The sequence below is a fragment of the Kribbella sp. NPDC050281 genome (assembly GCF_040655855.1).
Lineage (GTDB): Bacteria > Actinomycetota > Actinomycetes > Propionibacteriales > Kribbellaceae > Kribbella.
Window position 1 is genome coordinate 1 of the sequence record NZ_JBFAKS010000030.1, and the last position, 18,253, is coordinate 18,253.

Genomic DNA, 18,253 nt, shown 5'->3' on the forward strand with positions numbered 1-18,253 from the left:
AGGCTACTGAGGTGATCTCGAGTGACTTCTGCCGTGGGCTGGTGTCTGACGACGAGAACGATCAGGCGGCCAGCAAGGACGCGTTCGAGGTGCTCCCGCGACCAAGGTCGTCGCCGGGCCGCGACGGCCCGGCCGGTGAGCCACGAAAGCTGTCGGCGGGCCGACGTAGGCTTTCGGCATGAGTGAGCTACCTGACCGCCGGCTGCTGCTGGTGCACGCCCACCCGGACGACGAGACCATCAACAACGGCGTGACGATGGCGCGTTATGTGGCCGAGGGAGCCGCCGTCACGCTGATCACCTGCACGCTCGGTGAAGAGGGTGAGGTGCTCGTCCCGGACCTCGAGCACCTGGCCGCCGACCAGACCGATCAGCTCGGTGAGCACCGGATCGGCGAGCTCGCCGCCGCGATGGCCGAGCTCGGCGTCACCGACCACCGCTGGCTCGGCAGCGCCGGGAAGTACCGCGACACCGGGATGATCTACAACGACGAAGGCAACGCCGCCGTCCCGCTGGAGACCCGCAAGGACAGCTTCTGGCAGGCCGACCTGCTCGCCGCGGCCGACGACCTGGTCCCGGTCATCCGCGAGGTCCGCCCGCAGGTCCTGGTGACCTACGACGAGTACGGGAACTACGGTCACCCCGACCACATCAAGGCGCATCGCGTCGCGACGTACGCCGCTGCCCTGGCGGCCGCCCCGTCGTACCGGGAGGACCTCGGCGAGGCGTGGGACATCGCGAAGATCTACTGGATCGCGATGGCGGAGTCGCGGATGCGCGAGAGCCTGCGCCGGCTGCGCGAGGCCGGTGACACGACGACGTTCGAGGGCATGGATCCGGACGGTCCGATGGGTCCGCCGATCACGCCGGACCGGCTGATCAACTGCGTGATCGACGGCGACGAGTTCCTGGATCGCAAGATGAACGCGATGAAGGCGCACGCCACCCAGATCACCGTCGACGGGCCGTTCTTCGCACTGTCCAACAACAACGGCAGTCAGGTCTGGGCCTCGGAGTCGTATCGGTTGGTCAAGGGCACCGCGGCGCCCGGACCGGACGGCCTCGAGCACGACCTGTTCGCGGGGCTGTAGGACGGGCCGCGCGGGCGTGACCGTTCCCACACGCTCGGTTGAGGCATCAACCTTCCGGCGGGCATAGTCTGCAATGGTGTCCTCGTCGGATCCCAGTGGGAGTGTCGCGCCCGCCGGCTTCCGTGCTGCGCTCGGCCGGTTCGCCTCCGGCATCACGATCATGAGCACGCTCCAGGACGGCGTCGCGCACGCGATGACGGCGAACGCGTTCACGTCCCTCTCGCTCGACCCGCCACTGGTGCTGGTCTGTGTCGACAAGGGTGTCCGGATGCACGCCGCCGTACTCGACTGTGGCTACTGGGCCGCCTCGGTGCTTGCCGGCGATCAGCAGCCGATCGCGGACCGGTTCGCCCGCTCCGGCCGGGATCTGTACAGCCAGTTCGACGGGATCACGACGTCGGCCGGCCCGAAGACCGGCTGCGCGCTGCTAGAGGGGGCTCTGTCCTGGCTCGAGTGCCGGACCTGGGCGACGTACGACGGCGGCGACCACACCATCGTGGTCGGTGAGGTGCTGAGCCTCGGTCTCGGCGAGCCGGCCGATCCGAGCGCGCTGATCTACCACGCGAGTCACTACCGGAAACTGCCCGGAGCCTGAGCGTTACCGCGCAGGTCGCGCGACTACGGGCAAGCCGGGGCATGTCGGGGCACCCCGGGCCAGGGCGGGCGCGCCCTGCGGCAGAAGAGGCCTGATTCGTCCCGTAAGATGTGCCCTCGTGTCCCGAGCGGACGCGGCCTGTACACGGTTTGAGTGGAGGACTCTGTCCGGTGGGGAAGAAGCAGCTAGCGGGGATCATCGCCGCTGCTGGGCTTGGCGTGCTCGTCGTGGGCTACGGCGCGGCGTTCGCGTTCGCGGGCGACAAGATTCCCGGTGACACCACGGTGCTCGGCATCCGGGTCGGCGGGATGTCCGAGGCCGATGCCAAGGCCAAGCTCGAGGCCGGGCTGAAGGACCGCCTGGCCCAGCCGATGCCCCTCAAGGCCGGCCAGTCCAGGTTCGAGGTGAAGCCGGCCGATGCCGGCCTCAGCCTGAACCTGGACGCCACCGTCGACGCCGCGGGTGCGGGCCGCAGCCTGGCCCCGGGCCGCATCTGGCATGCCCTGACCGGCGGTGACGCGGTCGACCCGGTGGTCACCGCGGACGACGCGAAGCTGAAAACGGCCGTCGACAAGCTCGCCACCCAGGTGAACCGTCCGGCCACCGAAGGCAGCATCACCTTCAAGGAAGCCACACCGGTCCAGCACGCGCCCGCCGAGGGTCTCCAGTTGGACAACGCGAAGGCAGCGGACGCGCTCGTCGCCGCCTACCCGGCCGGTGATACCCCCGCCGACCTTCCGGTCAACGTGACCAAGCCGCAGGCCGGCACGGACGCGATGGACAAGGCCCTGAAGGACTTCGCCGAACCGGCCATGTCCGGCCCGGTCCGGCTGACTGTCGGCGACAAGTCGGCCGAGCTTCAGCCGAAGGAGTTCGGACCCGCGCTGACGGTGACCGTGAAGGACGGTAACGCCACCCCGGCGCTGAACACGAAGAGGCTCGAGCCGCTGTTCCAGCAGCGGTTCAAGACGCTGGAGACGCTGCCCAAGGACGCCACGGTCCAGATCGTCGGGACCACTCCGAAGGTCGTCCCGGCCGTCGACGGCATGGTGGTCGACCGGGCCAAGGTCGGACCCGCGATCCTCGCGGTGCTGCCGAAGCCACCCGGGGAGCGGCGGGCCGCGGTCGGGCTGACCCACACCAAGGCGAAGATGACCACCGAGGCTGCTGCCGCGCTCGGGATCACGGAAGTGATGGGGGAGTTCACCACCAGCTTCCCGCACGCGCCGTACCGGAACGTGAACATCGGCACCGCGGCGGCCAAGATCAACGGCACGCTGGTGAAGCCGGGCGACACGTTCAGCCTGAACAAGATCGTCGGCGAGCGGACCAAGGAGAACGGCTTCACCGAGGGCAACATCATCAGCGGCGGCAAGTTCGTGCTCGACCTCGGCGGTGGTGTCTCGCAGTCGGCCACGACCACCTTCAACGCGGCGTTCTTCGCCGGGCTGAAGGATGTCGAGCACAAGGCGCACAGCGTCTACATCAGCCGCTACCCGATCGGCCGCGAAGCGACCGTGGCCTGGCCGGCGGTCGACATGAAGTTCCTCAACGACTCCGGGCACGGGGTGCTGGTGCAGACGATCTTCAAGGCGTCGACGCCGGGCAGTGCGGGCAGCATCACGGTGAAGATCTGGGGCACCAAGGTCTGGGACATCACCGCGGGCCAGTCGGGCAAGCGGAACCCGCGCGCACCGAAGGTGGTCTACAACCCCGATCCCAAGTGCCGGCCGCAGGCGCCGACCCCCGGGTTCGACATCACGGTCTACCGGTACTTCGCGAAGAACGGCGTACGGCAGAAGGCCGAGTCGTTCGTCACGAAGTACAACGCGGCCGACGACATCCGCTGTGGGCCCAAGCCCGGCACCACGCCGCCGCCTCCCGGCACGAGTACACCACCAGGCGTGAACAAGCCCACCCGCCCGCCGAACTGATCCGGGCGGGGCTGCGGTCAACCCCGGTGGATCCTGTGGAGTTCGGCGGCTACCTGGTTGAACAGGTGCTCGCCGATGACTGCGCCTTCGCGGCGGACCTGACCGGGGTCGATGCGCAGGACACGGTCCAGACGGACCTCGCTGTTGCGGCCTTCCTTGTCCCACGCGCCGCTGCCGATGTCCATCCAGATCCGGCCCCAGCGCGCCTCGTCGGCGGCGTCCCGGTCGTGGTCCTTGCTGGTCAGGATCAGCGCCAGCAGCCACGGCCCGTCCGAGCCGACCACCAGCACCGGCCGGTCCTTGCCGCGATGGTGGTCCTCCTCGAACGGCACCCAGGTCCAGACGATCTCGCCCGGGTCCGCCACCCCGTCGTCCGGGTGCGGCGTGTACTCGACGTGCACCGTTCCCTCGAAGTCGCCCGCGTACTCCGGCCGCTCCGCCACGTGATCCGCCCTGTGATCCGCCATGGCACCCGAGGGTAACCCCCTCACATCACACCGGCCTCACACCGTTCCAACGGCGTGGAAAACACCATTCAAGACACGAAGACGGTCAATCGGGCCGCGATCCTGGCGGTCCTGCTCACCGGGCAGTTCATGGCGAACATCGACACCGCGGTCGCGAACATCGCCGGCCCGTCGATCGGCGCCGATCTGCAGGCCTCGGAGGGCGCGGTCGGGCTGGTCGTGACCGGGTACGTCGTCGCGTTCGCGGTGCTGCTCATCACCGGCGCCCGGCTCGGCTCGTCCCTCGGCTACCGGCGGACGTTCCTGCTCGGTCTGCTGGTGTTCACGGCTGCCTCGCTGGCCTGCGGTCTCGCGCCCGAGATCGTCTCCCTCGTCGTCGCCCGCTTCGTCCAGGGCGCCGGCGCCGCGCTGATGGTCCCGCAGGTCCTCAGCGGCATCCAGTTGCACTTCCACGGCCGGGACCGGCTGAAGGCGCTGGGCTACTTCTCGATCGCCTTGTCCGGTGGGGCTGTCCTCGGACAGATCCTCGGCGGCGTACTCATCGCGGCCGACCTGTTCGGCACCGGTTGGCGCCCGATCTTCCTCGTCAACATTCCCATCGGCCTGGCTCTCCTGGTCACCGGCCGCCGCCTGCTCCCGGCTGACCGGGCGACCGATCGCGATCCCGTCGACCTGGTCGGCGTACTCACCCTGTCCGCCACTGTCCTGCTCGTGATCGTCCCGCTCCTGCTCGGTTCTGAGCGCGGCTGGCCGGCGTGGTCCTGGCTGTGCCTCCTGCTGAGCCTGCCCGCCCTGGCCTTCTTCGAGTACGGCGAACGCCGGGCCGCCGCACGCGGTGGTCGTCCCCTGATCGCGAGGCAAGTGCTCCGCAACCCGTCCGTCCGGGCCGGCCTGCTCGCCCATGCCTGCACGACAGGCACGTACTTCGCTCTGCTCTTCGTCCTCGCCCTCTACCTCCAGGACGGTCTGAACAAGGGGCCGGCGTACTCGGGGTTCGCCATGGTCGTCTGGGTCGCGGCGTTCGGGCTGGCCGGGCCGATCATCCCGCGGCTGCGCAGGGGGGTGCGGTGGATGCCCGTCATCGGCTGTCTGGTCCTCGCGGCCGGATACGTGTCTGTCCTGGCCTATCTGCTGCTCGGCGGCCGCACCGGGCCGCTCCTGTTCGCCCTGCTCGGCGTCGGCGGCCTCGGGCTCGGCATCAGCGCCAACACCCTGATCGGCGCAGTCACCTCGAGCATTTCCCCGCAGTACGCCGCTGACCTGTCCGGCGTGGTCGCCACCAACGCACAGCTGTCCGGCGCTCTCGGGGTCGCTCTGGCCGGTTCTAGCTACGCAGCGCTCGCCTCGAACCCCAGTAGTGCGCTGAGCGTCGTACTGGCCGGGTTCATCGTGGTGACGCTGGTCGGGGCGGCTGCGGCTCAGCGCTTGGTCAGATAGCGGTAGCGGTACGCCTCCGCGTAGCCGAGCCTGCGGTAGGTGACCATGGCGGCCGTGTTCTCCTCCACGACCTCCAGATAGGTCCGGCGGCCGCCCAGCGGCCCGGACCACCTGGCCAGGCCCTGGACGAGCGCCGTACCCAGGCCACGGCGGCGGTACGACGGGTCCACCCGGACGGCATCGACACCCAGCCAGTGCCCCGTCATGGACCCCCGCCCGACGGCCACCGTGCGGCCGTCCAGGGTGATCGAGGCGAACACAGCCTTCGGCGCACCCTCCATCACGGCCGGGGCAGCTTCGGGCACCGGTCCGTCGAACGCTGCGGCGTACCACGCGTTGCTGGGGTGTTCCGCGATCAGTACGTCGTACTGCGGGGAGGCGTTCACGTGGTCCAGGGTGGTGTGCAGGACGAAGGTGTCGGATTGATCGGGGCGGGCGTCGATCCACTCCTGGGTAAGGAATTCGGCCGCTTCCGGGCTGCCGACGCGGACCAGCGCCAGCGGGGGCAGGCCGCGCTCGTCGTAGAAAGCTTCAGCGTGCTTGAGGGCGTCGGCGACCGGCATGCCGGGATTCCCGGCCGGGAGCAGCGAGTTGCCCCGGCCGGTCCAGCCAGAAGATGCCCGCAGCAACCACTGGCCGACGTACGCCGTCTCGGCCGCGGGCCGGCCCAGAGCAGTGGTCAGGAAGAGCTGTTCGACGTCCACCGGCCGCAGCGGCATCTCCGGGATCCGTTTGGCCGCCGCCACGTCGGCGCTGCCGACCTGGTGCAGACTGCTGTCCGCGTGCCGGACGACCAGGCCGGAGGGGTCCCAGGACTGCAGAACGCCGATCACGTCGGTCAGTCCGCCCGGAATCCGGTGCCGGACCACGACACGGTGGCCGATATCACGGACATTGAGGCCTGACACGATGCGGACTCCTGGCAGAGTGGGCGAAGGACTACCGTGATACTAGAGACCTTGCACCAAACCTTGCATCGAGCACAGCATCACCGCATCGCAGCACCCCAGATCAGCGCTGCGCTTGCCTGCCATAGGAGGAGTAGCAGTGACCTACGTCATCGCGCAGCCGTGTGTTGACCTGAAGGACCTCGCCTGCGTCGAGGAATGCCCCGTCGACTGCATCTACGAGGGCAACCGGATGCTGTACATCCACCCCGACGAATGTGTCGACTGCGGAGCGTGCGAGCCGGTTTGCCCGGTGGAGGCGATCTACTACGAGGACGACACTCCGGAGCAGTGGAAGGACTACTACACCGCGAACGTCGACTTCTTCAACGATCTCGGTTCCCCTGGCGGCGCCTCCAAGATGGGCAAGATCGACAAAGATCACCCCTTCATCGAGGCCCTGCCCCCGCAGGAGCACGACGAGTAAGGGCGGAAAAGCAAAAGCGGGAGTGCAGGAGTCGAGGCCCTGCCCCCGCAGGAGCACGACGAGTAACCATCCAGCTACCTATTGTGGCGAGCGCTCCAGCGGGTGCTCGCCACACGCTTGACTACTGCTCCTGGACGTCGACGTGGACGTGGTCCAGGTGGCGGAGGATGGCTGGGTCGCCGGAGCGTTCGGGCGGGGTGTAGTCGCGCCACCCACTGTCCGACCGGCCGCCTGCCGTCCAGATCTTGTCGCTGAAGATGACCGTCTTGATCTTCAGCAGGTCCGCCCGCGCCACCAGGTACTGCGCCATCGCCCAGCCCTTGGTCGTGTTCGTCTTCGAGATCGGCCGCACGAACACATCCACCGCCCGGCCCTCGTAGTGCGCCGACCCCACCATGTGCCCGGACTGCACCCCACCCGGCGCATACCCACCGGTCGACAGTGTCCCGAACGTCTCGAGCAGATCCGTGCGTACGGCGTCCGCCCGCGGCGTCAGCCCGTTGCGGCCGACCACCTCCTGCTTCACCGAGTCGGTGTTCACCGTGCAGGCGAACACGCTCTTCGACTGCCCGGTCAGCGCCGAGGCGAGCACCCGGGCGTCCGCTTCGTGATCCGCATAGGCGTTCGGGAACGCGCTGCGCTGGACCCGGTCGGCCGCCACCGTCACCGCGAGCGTCTGGTAGTTCTTCACCTTGACCAGCGCGTCGTAGAACTTCCCGGCCGCGTAGTGCGGGTCCCGCACCTGCTTCGCCGTACCCCAGCCCTGTGACGGCCGCTGCTGGAACAACCCCAGCGAGTCCCGATCCCCATGCGCCAGATTCCGCAGGCCGGACTCCTGGTACGCCGTCGCCAGCGCGATCGTCGCCGCGCGGGCCGGCAGTCCCCGGCGTACGGCGACACCCGCGATGATCGCGGCCGACTCAGCCTGCTCCAGGTCCAGCTCGACGGTGGTCCCGTTGACCGTGGCGGTGCACTGCTCTTTGGGCGGCAGCAACGGCCCGATCCCCTTGTCCCCGACCCACTTGACCGTCAACCCAATGGCCAGCGCAAGCACACCGACAGCGCCCACGGCCACCAGGGCACGACGCTTCATCGGCATACCGCTCCCAACGTGTGGGGGCGGTGGTCGGGTTCCGGGGTGTCGGTCACGATGTGGTTGACGTGCGGCGCGTGCGGTTGGTTGGCGTTCCGCACGCGTTGGTGCTCACCTGTCACGCGTTGGCGTGCAGGGCTTCGTTGAGCGTGATGCCCTCACCCTGGCGCGGCCGCGCCTCGACGGCACCGGTGACCGAGTTGCGGAGGTACAGCAGCCCGGGCTGCCCGGACAGGTCGCGCGCCTTCACCAAGCTGCCGTCGGGGAGGGTCACCTTGGTGCCGGCGGTCACGTAGAGCCCCGCCTCGACCACACAGTCGTCGCCGAGCGAGATGCCGGTGCCGCCGTTCGCACCGAGCAGGCAGCGCTTGCCGATCGACACCACCTGGGTACCGCCACCGGACAGTGTGCCCATGATCGACGAGCCGGCGCCGATGTCGCTGCCGTCGTCGACCACCACACCGGCCACGATGCGGCCCTCGACCATCGACGTACCGAGCGTTCCGGCGTTGAAGTTCACGAAGCCCTCGTGCATCACTGTGGTGCCGGAGGCCAGGTGCGCACCGAGCCGGACCCGGTCGGCGTCGCCGATCCGAACGCCGCTCGGTACGACGTAGTCCGTCATCCGCGGGAACTTGTCGACGCTCGCCACACTCAAGTGCTGGCCGGCCGCGCGCGCCCGCAGCCGCACCTGCTCGATGTTCTCGACCGGGACCGGGCCGAGCGACGTCCACGCGTTGTTCGGCAGCGCGGCGAAGATGCCGTCCAGGTTGAGGCCGTGCGGGCGGACCAGCCGGTGCGACAGCAGGTGCAGCCGCAGGTACGCGTCCGCGGTGCCCGCAGGCGCCTGCTCCAGGGTGATTCCGGCCGACACGACCTCACGCCGTACCTGCCGGATCTCGTCGTTGCCCTCGGCAGCGATCAGCTCGGCCGGCGCCTTGGCGTCGTCCGGGCGTGAGCCGAGCTCGGGCGCCGGGTACCAGACGTCCAGGACGGTCCCGTCGGCGGAAACGGTGGCGAGGCCGAAGCCCCAGGCGTGCGTGGCGTTCTCGGTCATGCCCACAAGCCTGCCAGACGGCCCACGCCGCAGTGGAGGCCGGTGCACCGGTGGCTGTGGTCACATGGACGGATGCAGACGGCATCCTCGCTGACCTTCGACACCGATCTCGGCTCCGACGTCGACGACGTCCTCGCTCTGGCGACGATCCTCGGCTCACCCGAACTCGATCTCACCGCCGTCACCACCGTGTACGGCGACACTCTGGTGCGGGCCCGGATGGCCGCACGGGTGGCCACGGTCGCGGGTCGCACCATCGACCCGATCGTGCCTGGCCGTACCGAAACCCGCTCCGGACGGCCGGTCTGGTGGGCCGGTCACGAAGGCGCGCTCCTTCCGGACCTGGCCCGTGAGACCGTCGCCACCGGCACCGACCCGATCGCGGTGCTCGCCGCCTCGCCGACCGTCGTCGCGGTCGGGCCGTTGACCAATGTGGCGGAGGCCGTCGAGCGGCCCGGGCACCAGATCGCGCAGTTGTGCGTGATGGGCGGCAACTTCTTGTCGGCCGATGCCGAGCACAACATCAAGTGCGACGTCGACGCGGCCGCGGTCGTGTTCGCCAGCGGAGTGCCGGCGACGGTCATCGGGATCGACCAGACGTCGCGGCTGCGGCTGGGTGGTGCTGTCGTCGCCGAGTTCGAAGCAGCCGGACCGCTCGGGCAGCTGCTTGGTGCGGAGATGCGGCAGTTCTGGAGTTTCTCCGCGTCCGACTCCAACGTCCCGCACGACCCGGCCGCGGTGCTGATGCTGACCGATCCGGACCTGTTCACCTTCGCCACCGGCCGGATCGGGGTCGACGAGGCCGGGATCACCCCCTTCACGCCCGGCGACGGGCCGCACCGGATCGTCGCCGATCTCGACGCCGAGGCGGTCGCCCGGCGCATCGTGGACCGGATCCTCGTCGCTTGTGCGGGCAGCCCGACCTGAGCCCGGCCTCGGCTGGAAATTCGGCGGCGGCTGATCGAGCGGCCGTGATCTACTGGCGTGATGCTTCCGGCGTGGCTCTCGCATGTTGACGGACCGGTACTGCGGGCGACGGAGGCTCCGTCGGTCGGAGCGTTGCACGGGGAGTTGCTGCGGCAGTGGGGATCGTCGGAAGTCTGGCGGTTGTCGTACGGCCTGCGCAGCGTGATCGTGAAGCGGGGTACGGACAGTCAGTCCGGTGAGGGAACGGCGTACGAGCGGTTCGTCATCCCGTTGGGGCTGCCGGCGCCTGAGCTGATCCACGCCGAGGACGGCATGCTCGTACTCGCGGACGTGGGCCGGGTGACGCTGGAGCAGGAGCCGTCGGCGGAAGGATTCCTGGCTGCGGCCGAGTTGGTGGCCGAGATTCGCTCCCGGGCTGTCTCTGGGCCGAGTGGGTTCCCGCCGGAGCGGGTCAAGGAATTGGCCGACCGCATCGACCGGATCTCGTTCGACGTCGGGCCGTTGACCGAGGCTCTCGCTGTACTGCACCGGGACGCGCCGTTGGCCGTCGTCCACGGTGATTTCGTGCCGAAGAACCTTGTCTCCGACGGCACCCGGTGGACTGCGGTCGACTGGCCGCTGACGTACGTCGCGCCGTACCTCAGCGACCTGTACACCCTGGTCCGCGACGCGACCGCACTCGGCCACGACCGCGGACCGATCGTCGCCCACTACGTCGAGACGGCCGGCGCCGATCCGTTCCTGGTCGACCGCCAGCTCCTCGCCGGCGGCGCCTGCTTCTGCCTTCTCGCACTGGACTTCGTCGTCACCGAGGGCCGGCGCACGATCCCGGATTCAGACACCTGGATCGCACCGCTCCTGGCCGAGCTCGAGGATCTGATGGACCAGCTGTCGTGAGGCTGCTCGTCCTCGGCGGTACGAAGAACCTCGGCCGTCATGTCGTCGAGGCCGCTCTGCGTGACGGTCACGACGTGACGCTGTTCAACCGTGGCGTGACCAACCCTGAGCTGTTTCCTGAGGTACGACGCTTGGTCGGTGAGCGGGCCGCGCCGGACGTGCTGGCGACGGGGGAGTGGGACGGCGTCATCGACATGTCCGGCTTCCTCGTTCCACAGGTCCGTCTGAGTGCGGAGCTGCTCCAGGATCGCGTCGGCCACTACACCTACATGTCGTCGATCGCTGTCTACGCCAGCAAGGTGACGCCGGGGATGGACGAGTTTGCTCCGCTGCTGGATTGGCCGGACGGTGCGCCCGAGAACGAGTTCACGATGGACAGCTACGGCCCATCGAAGGTGCGCTGCGAGTCGTTGCTGTCGGCCACCTTCGGCGCGCGGACCGCGGCAGTTCGGTCTGGTTTCGTGGTCGGTCCGTACAACCCGGACTTCGGCAACTGGGGCTCCGCGCTCGCCCACGGCACCCGGATGGAGTGCGCCGCCCGACCCTCGCAGCCGGTCCAGTACGTCGACGCCCGCGATCTGGCCGACTTCCTGCTCCGGCTCACCACCGAGCGCGTGAGTGGTCCGTTCAACGCGGTCGGGCCAACCCGGACGATGGCGGAGTTGGCCGACGCCTGGCGTTCCGTCGTACCCGATGCTGCTCCGGTGGACTGGACGCCGGCGGTGGACCGCTTCCACCTGCCCCACGACGGGAGCAACGACGGGACGTTCCGGCTCGACAACAGCCGGGCGCTGGCGGCTGGACTGCGGTTGCGGGCGGACGAGGAGATCGCGCGCGACTACGTGACGTGGGTCCAGGATGGGAACGTCCCGCCTCCGCCGCCGCACTGATCCGTAGCATTGCCTCCCGTGATCATCGAGACAGGTGGAGGGCCGGTCGGCCCGACCAGCCCGAGCGGCGCCGGCTTCAGCAGTGTCGACGCGACCCGCTACTCCGGTACGACGGGAGGCCGTCAGGAGGCGGCGCTCCAGACGGTGGGTGGTCTACTGCAGGTCGGAGACCGGCTGCGCTACAAGATCTATCCCGAGCTCGACGAGCTGCTCAGCTACTCGGCGACGTACGCGGCGGTGGATCTGGTCTTCACCGACGGCACTCGGCTGTCTGGGCTCGGCGCCACGGACCAGTACGGGATGCCGCTCGATGCGGCCGGTCAGGGCGCGGCCAAGATCCTCTACGCGAACCAATGGAACGACGTACAGGTCGACCTCTCGCCTGCGGCCGGGAAGACCGTCGACCGGGTGCTGCTCGTGGTAGACGCTCCTTCGGGGCCTTTCGAGGGCTGGGTCGACGATGTCGAGATCGGGCCGGCGCCGGCCCGGCTGGACGGCACGGACCTGGTCGCGTACGTCGACACCCGGCGCGGCACCAACGCCAGCCACGACTTCTCCCGCGGCAACACGCTGCCGATCACCGCCTGGCCGAACGGCTTCAACTTCCTGACGCCGGTGACCGACGCCTCGACCCACCGCTGGCCGTACGAGTACCACCGCGCGAACAACGCCGACAACCGGCCGGAGCTGCAGGGCCTGTCGTTCTCGCACCAGCCCAGCCCGTGGATGGGTGACCGGGACCAGCTGACGATCATGCCTGTGGCCGCGGCCGAGCCGCTCGGCGATCCGGCCGAACGCGCCGCCGCCTTCAGCCACGACGACGAGATCGCTCGCCCGGACCTGTACTCGGTCCGTCTTGCGAACGGCGTACTGGCCGAGCTGGCGCCGACCGATCACGGGGCGATCTTCCGGTTCGGCTTCCCGGGCGACGCGGCCGGCCGGCATCTGGTGGTCGACACCATTGACGAGAACGGCGCCTTCAGCTTCGACGGGACCGCGCTGACCGGCTGGGTCGAGAACGGGTCGGAGTTCGGCCGGACCCGGATGTACTGCTACGGGGTCTTCTCGTCAGCGCCTATGGGTTTCGGGCCGGCTGTCGGTGGCCGGGACAATGCTCGTGCGGTGACGTTCTCAGGGGTGCAGGAGGTCACGCTGCGGATCGCTACGTCGTTCATCGGCGTCGACCAGGCGCGCCACAACCTGTCCCTCGAGCTCGAGGGCCGATCCTTCGAGGACATCCAGCAGGCCGCGAACCAGGCCTGGAACGAGCGGCTCGCGGTGATCCGGCCGGACGACGCGACCGAGCCGCAGCTGCGCACGGTCTACGGCAACCTCTACCGACTCAACCTCTACCCGAACAGCCAGTTCGAGAACGCCGGCAGCGTAGACGAACCGGACTACCGCTACGCCAGCCCGGTCACCGCGCCCGAGGCCGGTCGTGCGGTGGTGAAGTCCGGGAAGATCTACGTGAACAGTGGGTTCTGGGACACCTACCGGACCGCGTGGCCGGCGTACGCGTTCCTCTATCCGTCGTTGGCGGCGGAGTTCGTCGACGGGTTCGTGCAGCAGTACCGCGACGGCGGCTGGATCGCGCGCTGGTCGTCGCCGGGCTACGCGGACTGCATGACCGGGACCAGCTCCGACGTCTCGTTCGCGGATGCCTATCTGAAGGGCGTCGAGCTGCCGGATCCGTTGGCGACGTACGACGCCGGCCTCCGCAACGCCACGGTCGGGCCGGAGGCGACCGAGGTCGGGCGGAAGGGCGTGGACACCGGGTTCTTCACCGGGTACGTGAGCACCGACACCGAGGAGAGCGTGTCCTGGTCGCTCGAGGCGTACCTGAACGACTTCGGCCTCGCCGAGATGGCCGCCCGTCTCGCCGACGATCCCGCAGTTCCTGCCGCTCGCCGCGCTCAGCTCGCGGAGGAAGCGGAGTACCTGCGCCGGCGATCGCTGAACTACGTTCTGCTCTTCGACGACGCCGTCAACTTCTTCCAGGGGCGGCGGCCGGACGGTACGTTCGCGAAGACGCCCGAAGAGTTCGACCCGTGCGAGTGGGGCGGCGACTTCACCGAGACCGACGGGTGGAACTTCGCCTTCCACGTCGCCCACGACCCACGCGGCCTCGCCAACCTGTACGGCGGCCCGCGCGGCCTGGAGGCGAAGCTCGACGAGTTCTTCGCCACGCCCGAACTCGCGGTGAAGAAGGGCACCTACTCGATCGTCATCCACGAGATGCTCGAAGCCCAGGCGGTCCGGATGGGCCAGTTCGGCTTCAGCAACCAGCCGGCCCACCACATCGCCTGGATGTACAACTACGCCGGCGCACCGCACAAGACGCAGGCCATCGTCCGCGAGGTCCTCGACCGCCTGTACGTCGGCGAACAGATCGGCCAGGGCTACCCCGGCGACGAGGACAACGGCGAGATGTCCGCGTGGTACCTGTTCGCTGCCCTAGGCATCTATCCGCTCCGCGTCGGCGCCCCGGAGTACGCGATCGGCGCCCCGCTCTTCTCCCGCACCGTCGTCACACCTCTCGGCGGCAAGCCCATCGTCATCACGGCATCCGGTGTGCAACACCCTTACGTCCAAGAGCTCCTGGTCGACGGCAAACAATTGCCCACAGCATCAATCACGGCCGCCGACCTCGGCTCGGCCACCCAGATCGACTTCGTCCTCGGCCCCACCCCCTCCGACTGGGCGACCCTGGCCACGCCACCCTCCATCACCCAGGACGACGCCATCCCCACCCCGCTCGTCGACCTGATCCCGCACGACGCCGGCAACCCCCTCTTCGACAACACCTCCACCACCGAGGTCACCTTCGACACTCCAACCCCCACCATCCACTGGTCCCTCCCCTCCCCGGCCACGGCGTCCTTCTACACCCTCACCTCCGGCACCGGCGGCACCCCCACCGCCTGGCACCTGGAAGCCTCCACCGACAACACCACCTGGACCGGCCTGGACACCCGAACCAACCAGTCCTTCCCCTGGCCCCGCCAAACCCGCCCCTTCAAGATCCCCACCCCAGGCCCCTACCAGCACTACCGCCTAACCATCACCGCCGCCACCAACAAGCCAACCCTCACCCAACTCGAACTCCTCCAGTAACCCCAGACCGGCCACCGCCGGGCGGCTGACCATTCAGCCGCCCGGCGGCACCCGCGCACCACACGTATAGGACACCGCTTCGCGGCGACCGACTATTGGCTGCCTCCGCCGACGCGCGCCGACCGGCGCCAGCAGTAGTTGACCGGAGGCACACGATCGGCGGGGCGGGCTATCGCCCGGTCCACGCCCGGCCTTGGCCCGGGTCTACCGGTACCGAAGGACAGGAGGTAGTCCCGGTCTGGCGCCTCGGCGCCGCCTCGTGCCGCCTGCGCGAGCCGGCTGCGCGAGCCGGCTGCAGGCGACTACCTCCTGTCCTTCGGTACGCCAGCAGCAGTTGGTCCACACCTGATCGATCCTGCCTCCGCTCAGTAGTCCGCGTCCGCACGCTGACTCGTGTCGCAGTCGCGCATGCCGCCGGGGGCGGACGACAGGACAGTCGCCGCGGAGCGGGGTCGTTTGTGCGGTGTCCGAGCGGGTGTTCTTGTCAGCGTTTTTTGGTTCGGGGGGCTGAGGTGGCTCGGATGTGGAGTTCGGTGCGGAGGGTGACGGTGGAGGGTGGGCGGCCGGGGGAGGCGGTGCGGTCCTTCAGCAGGAGGCCCGCGGTTCGGCCTAGCTCGTACGTCGGCTGGGCGACCGTGGTCAGGCTGGGTACGACGAGGTCCGCCCACGGGATGTCGTCGAAGCCGACCACCGCGATGTCGGCCGGAGCGCGGAGGCCCTTCTTTGCCAGGCATTCCAGCGCACCGACCGTCATCAGGTTGTTGGTGACGAACAGTGCCTCAGGCGGCTCGGCCAGCTCGAGCAGGCTCTCCATCGCCGCATACCCACCGGCCTCGCGGAAATCCGCGTGCCGGACGAGGTCCTTGTTGTAGCGGATCCCACCGGCCCGCAACGCCGACCGATACCCGGCCAGCCGGTCCATTGCCGTGCTGACCTTCCGCGGACCGGTGATACACGCGATCCGTTGATACCCACCGTCGATCAAGTGTTTGACGCCCTCGTGCGCACCGTGCTCGTTGTCCACCAGCACGGTGTCCGCCTCGACGCCGTCTACGCGGCGGTCGATCAGCACCAGCGGGATCTTCGCTTCCGCGAGTTGCTGCACACCCTCGGCCGTCGACGTCGGGGAGATCACGACACCGGCCATCTGGTCGGTCAGCACCGCCGAGGCGTACGCCGCCTCCTTAGCCGGGTCCTCGTCGGAGTTGCACAGTACGACGTGGTATCCCTCGGTCTGCGCGACGTCTTCCAGACCACGGACGAGGGACGTGAAGAACGGGTTCTCGATGTCGGAGATGACCACGGCCCACAGGTTCGTACTGGACTTGCGCAGGTTGCGGGCGACGCCGTTCGGGCGGTACCCGAGCTCGGCCACCGCGGCCCGGACCTTCTCGGACAACTGCGGATCCACGTTGCGACGGCCGCTCAGCACTCGCGAGACGGTGGCCGGAGACACGCCTGATCTACGCGCGACGTCGTAGATCGTCGTCATGCCCGCTCCCCGCTGGAGATCCGATGGTCGTCTGGATCGCACTCTAACCCCGATCCAGCAGAAAGGATCTCATGTGGGCGGCGGCCTGACGCCAGATGTCGCACGGTCGAGGAGAGCCACCGCGGCCGCGCGGTCCGGAGCGGAGTCTGCGGCGCCGTTCACGGTGGTCGAGAGGGCACCGGCAGCGTTGGCCAGCCGTACGGCGTCGATCAGCTCGGCACCGCCGGCCAGAGACGCGGCCAGCGAACCGCAAAAGGCGTCCCCAGCACCGACCGTGTCGACGGTCGCGACCCGGTGCGCCTCGACTCGTTCCTCGAAATCCCGCGCCCGATCCAGGACGTAGGCCCCGCGCGACCCCAGCGTCACGACACACCCGCGCAGATCCCACTCCTCGGCCAGCTTCCGCGCGATCGCGGGGACCTGCGACTCGTCGTCGCAGTTCAGTCCGGTCAGCGCGGCCGCCTCCACCTCGTTCGGTACCAGGACGTCGACGTACGACGCCAGCGTCGGATCGACCGGGCCGACGGGGGCCGGGGTGAGGATCGTGGTGACGTCCGCGGTCGAGGCGAGCCGGAGGGCAGCGTGGCTCGCCTCGACCGGGAGTTCGAGTTGGACGCTGAGGACCTTACTGCCGGTAAGTACGCCGGCCGCCGCCTCGACGTCGTCCGCGGTGATCGCGGCGTTGGCACGGGACACGATGATGATCGAGTTGCCACCGTCCGGCAGTACGAGCGGCAGACCGACGCCGGTACCGAGTGACGGATGCCGGACCACCCACGCGGTGTCGACGCCGTCGGACTCCAGAAGTTCGAGGAACTCCTCGCCGTACCGGTCCTCGCCGATGGTGCCGACGATCGCCGTCCGGGCGCCCATCCGCGCGGCGGCGACGGCCTGGTTCACGCCCTTGCCGCCCAGGAACTCCGCGAAGCCGGTCCCGTGCAAGGTTTCCCCTGGTAACGGTCGCCGTTCGGCCGAGGCGACCAGGTCCTTCATGAACGAGCCGAGCACGCAGACGTCGTACGAACTCATGCCTCGTCCCCCAGCAGACGCTTGCCGAGGGCACCTGATGGATGAAACCGGGCGAAGTCGTGGTGACTGAACTCCCGCAGTACGACGAGGGCACAGGCAAGCGCATCACCCATCGCGAGCGAAGCTGTGGTCGACGCGGTCGGGGCGAGGTTCAGCGGATCCGCCTCCTTCAGCACCATCGTGTCCAGCGTGTACGTCGACAGCCGGGCCAGCGTCGACTCCTCGTTGCCGGTCATCGCGATCACCGGGATCTCCCGGTCGCGCAGCATCCGGGCGAACGCACACACCTCGGCGGTCTCACCGGAGGCGGACAGGGCGAGGACCAGATCGCGGGTCGTCACCGCACCGGAGTCGCCGTGGAGCGCGTCGCCGGAGTGGATGAAGGTGGCCGGCGTGCCAGTGCTGGCGAGTGTGGCGGCGATCTTGCGGCCGACCAGCCCGGACTTGCCCAGGCCGGTCACCACCAGGTGACCTTCGCAGCCGGCGACGGCGGTCAGTACGTCGAGGAAGACCCCGTCCAGCCGGTCCGCCAACGCGGACACCGCCGCGGCCTCGGTCTCGATCGCGTTCCGCGCCGCCTCCAACCCCCGTGCCACCAGGTCCCTGGACAGCTCGTCGGCCGTGCGGTGGGCGGACGCACGGTTCGGCACAACTGGCATCCCAGCGCCTCTCAGTCAGAAATCGATTTCCGAAGAGTAGGCAGCCCGATCCGGCAGTGTCAACGTCTGCATCCAGGTCGAAACCCTCACGTGTACGAGGAAATCGGCCGGGTTGATCACATCGTCACCGGTTCGGGCCTTGACCGGCCAGGTCGTCACTCGTAGATTGCGAGAAATCGATTGCCAATACTCGGTCGT

The 18,253-nt window shown here is 68.9% G+C and carries 17 protein-coding genes; 10 read left to right on the top strand and 7 right to left on the bottom strand.

Annotation, left to right across the window (positions count from 1 at the left end):
- The 4 genes from AB0I34_RS28555 to AB0I34_RS28570 form a co-directional block, all read left to right on the top strand.
- Positions 1–182: hypothetical protein (locus AB0I34_RS28555; protein ID WP_360450877.1), on the top strand; the 182-nt coding region annotated here is incomplete at its 5' end.
- Complete coding sequence (gene mshB, locus AB0I34_RS28560) at positions 179–1,090, top strand: N-acetyl-1-D-myo-inositol-2-amino-2-deoxy-alpha-D-glucopyranoside deacetylase (RefSeq protein ID WP_360450880.1); 912 nt, start codon at positions 179–181, stop codon at positions 1,088–1,090. The genes AB0I34_RS28555 and mshB, both read left to right, overlap by 4 nt.
- Before the next feature lie 76 nt (positions 1,091–1,166).
- Complete coding sequence (locus tag AB0I34_RS28565; protein WP_360450882.1) at positions 1,167–1,685, top strand: flavin reductase family protein; 519 nt, start codon at positions 1,167–1,169, stop codon at positions 1,683–1,685.
- Positions 1,686–1,855: 170 nt separating this feature from the next.
- The gene (locus AB0I34_RS28570; RefSeq protein ID WP_360450885.1) at positions 1,856–3,619 is read left to right on the top strand and encodes a VanW family protein; all 1,764 of its coding nucleotides are present in this window, start codon (positions 1,856–1,858) and stop codon (positions 3,617–3,619) included.
- Positions 3,620–3,636: 17 nt separating this feature from the next.
- Here the strand turns inward: AB0I34_RS28570 and AB0I34_RS28575 are convergent, their stop codons facing one another.
- Positions 3,637–4,086: a type II toxin-antitoxin system PemK/MazF family toxin gene (locus tag AB0I34_RS28575; RefSeq protein ID WP_360450887.1), complete on the bottom strand. Its 450-nt coding sequence runs from the start codon at positions 4,084–4,086 to the stop codon at positions 3,637–3,639.
- 54 nt (positions 4,087–4,140) lie between these two features.
- Between AB0I34_RS28575 and AB0I34_RS28580 the strand changes: the two genes are divergently transcribed.
- Positions 4,141–5,523, top strand: a complete 1,383-nt coding sequence (locus AB0I34_RS28580) for an MFS transporter (RefSeq protein ID WP_360450890.1) — start codon at positions 4,141–4,143, stop codon at positions 5,521–5,523.
- Here the strand turns inward: AB0I34_RS28580 and AB0I34_RS28585 are convergent.
- Positions 5,505–6,431 (bottom strand): GNAT family N-acetyltransferase, encoded by a 927-nt coding sequence (locus AB0I34_RS28585; protein ID WP_360450892.1) that lies wholly within the window; start codon positions 6,429–6,431, stop codon positions 5,505–5,507. The two genes, AB0I34_RS28580 and AB0I34_RS28585, sit on opposite strands and share 19 nt — an antisense overlap.
- Before the next feature lie 139 nt (positions 6,432–6,570).
- On the opposite strand from AB0I34_RS28585, the gene fdxA reads away from it, so the two are divergent.
- Entirely contained in the window at positions 6,571–6,897 is a 327-nt protein-coding gene (gene fdxA / locus AB0I34_RS28590) for a ferredoxin (RefSeq protein WP_131359246.1), read from the top strand.
- A 121-nt stretch (positions 6,898–7,018) separates the two neighbouring features.
- On the opposite strand, the gene AB0I34_RS28595 is transcribed toward fdxA, so the two are convergent.
- Together AB0I34_RS28595 and dapD are read right to left on the bottom strand one after the other, a co-directional pair.
- Positions 7,019–7,996, bottom strand: coding sequence for a hypothetical protein (locus AB0I34_RS28595; protein ID WP_360450894.1), 978 nt, complete (start codon positions 7,994–7,996; stop codon positions 7,019–7,021).
- Between the two features lie 112 nt (positions 7,997–8,108).
- Complete coding sequence (gene dapD, locus AB0I34_RS28600; protein ID WP_360450896.1) at positions 8,109–9,047, bottom strand: 2,3,4,5-tetrahydropyridine-2,6-dicarboxylate N-succinyltransferase; 939 nt, start codon at positions 9,045–9,047, stop codon at positions 8,109–8,111.
- A 72-nt stretch (positions 9,048–9,119) separates the two neighbouring features.
- On the opposite strand from dapD, the gene AB0I34_RS28605 reads away from it, so the two are divergent.
- Genes AB0I34_RS28605 through AB0I34_RS28620 form a run of 4 tightly spaced genes read left to right on the top strand, consistent with a single transcriptional unit; the run spans position 9,120 to position 14,875 of the window.
- The gene (locus AB0I34_RS28605; protein ID WP_360450898.1) at positions 9,120–9,974 is read left to right on the top strand and encodes a nucleoside hydrolase; all 855 of its coding nucleotides are present in this window, start codon (positions 9,120–9,122) and stop codon (positions 9,972–9,974) included.
- A 60-nt stretch (positions 9,975–10,034) separates the two neighbouring features.
- Positions 10,035–10,871, top strand: a complete 837-nt coding sequence (locus AB0I34_RS28610; RefSeq protein ID WP_360450901.1) for a phosphotransferase — start codon at positions 10,035–10,037, stop codon at positions 10,869–10,871.
- Complete coding sequence (locus AB0I34_RS28615; RefSeq protein ID WP_360450904.1) at positions 10,868–11,761, top strand: NAD-dependent dehydratase; 894 nt, start codon at positions 10,868–10,870, stop codon at positions 11,759–11,761. Before AB0I34_RS28610 ends, AB0I34_RS28615 begins: the two co-directional genes overlap by 4 nt.
- An 18-nt stretch (positions 11,762–11,779) precedes the next feature.
- Positions 11,780–14,875 (top strand): GH92 family glycosyl hydrolase, encoded by a 3,096-nt coding sequence (locus AB0I34_RS28620; RefSeq protein WP_360450906.1) that lies wholly within the window; start codon positions 11,780–11,782, stop codon positions 14,873–14,875.
- Between the two features lie 484 nt (positions 14,876–15,359).
- Here the strand turns inward: AB0I34_RS28620 and AB0I34_RS28625 are convergent, their stop codons facing one another.
- From AB0I34_RS28625 to AB0I34_RS28635, 3 genes are all read right to left on the bottom strand, one after another.
- On the bottom strand, positions 15,360–16,367 hold the full coding sequence (locus AB0I34_RS28625; RefSeq protein WP_131359232.1) for a LacI family DNA-binding transcriptional regulator: 1,008 nt from the start codon (positions 16,365–16,367) through the stop codon (positions 15,360–15,362).
- A 69-nt stretch (positions 16,368–16,436) separates the two neighbouring features.
- Complete coding sequence (locus tag AB0I34_RS28630; protein ID WP_360450909.1) at positions 16,437–17,396, bottom strand: ribokinase; 960 nt, start codon at positions 17,394–17,396, stop codon at positions 16,437–16,439.
- Positions 17,393–18,055: an SIS domain-containing protein gene (locus tag AB0I34_RS28635; protein WP_360450911.1), complete on the bottom strand. Its 663-nt coding sequence runs from the start codon at positions 18,053–18,055 to the stop codon at positions 17,393–17,395. Before AB0I34_RS28635 ends, AB0I34_RS28630 begins: the two co-directional genes overlap by 4 nt.
- Positions 18,056–18,253 lie beyond the last annotated feature (198 nt).

Bases quoted from the DNA above. Each gene is read 5' to 3' on its own strand.
- AB0I34_RS28610 (WP_360450901.1), top strand. From the start codon at position 10,035: ATGCTTCCGGCGTGGCTCTCGCATGTTGACGGACCGGTACTGCGGGCG.
- AB0I34_RS28625 (WP_131359232.1), bottom strand. From the start codon at position 16,367: ATGACGACGATCTACGACGTCGCGCGTAGATCAGGCGTGTCTCCGGCC.
- dapD (WP_360450896.1), bottom strand. From the start codon at position 9,047: ATGACCGAGAACGCCACGCACGCCTGGGGCTTCGGCCTCGCCACCGTT.
- AB0I34_RS28595 (WP_360450894.1), bottom strand. From the start codon at position 7,996: ATGCCGATGAAGCGTCGTGCCCTGGTGGCCGTGGGCGCTGTCGGTGTG.
- AB0I34_RS28630 (WP_360450909.1), bottom strand. From the start codon at position 17,396: ATGAGTTCGTACGACGTCTGCGTGCTCGGCTCGTTCATGAAGGACCTG.
- AB0I34_RS28575 (WP_360450887.1), bottom strand. From the start codon at position 4,086: ATGGCGGATCACAGGGCGGATCACGTGGCGGAGCGGCCGGAGTACGCG.
- mshB (WP_360450880.1), top strand. From the start codon at position 179: ATGAGTGAGCTACCTGACCGCCGGCTGCTGCTGGTGCACGCCCACCCG.
- AB0I34_RS28605 (WP_360450898.1), top strand. From the start codon at position 9,120: ATGCAGACGGCATCCTCGCTGACCTTCGACACCGATCTCGGCTCCGAC.
- AB0I34_RS28635 (WP_360450911.1), bottom strand. From the start codon at position 18,055: ATGCCAGTTGTGCCGAACCGTGCGTCCGCCCACCGCACGGCCGACGAG.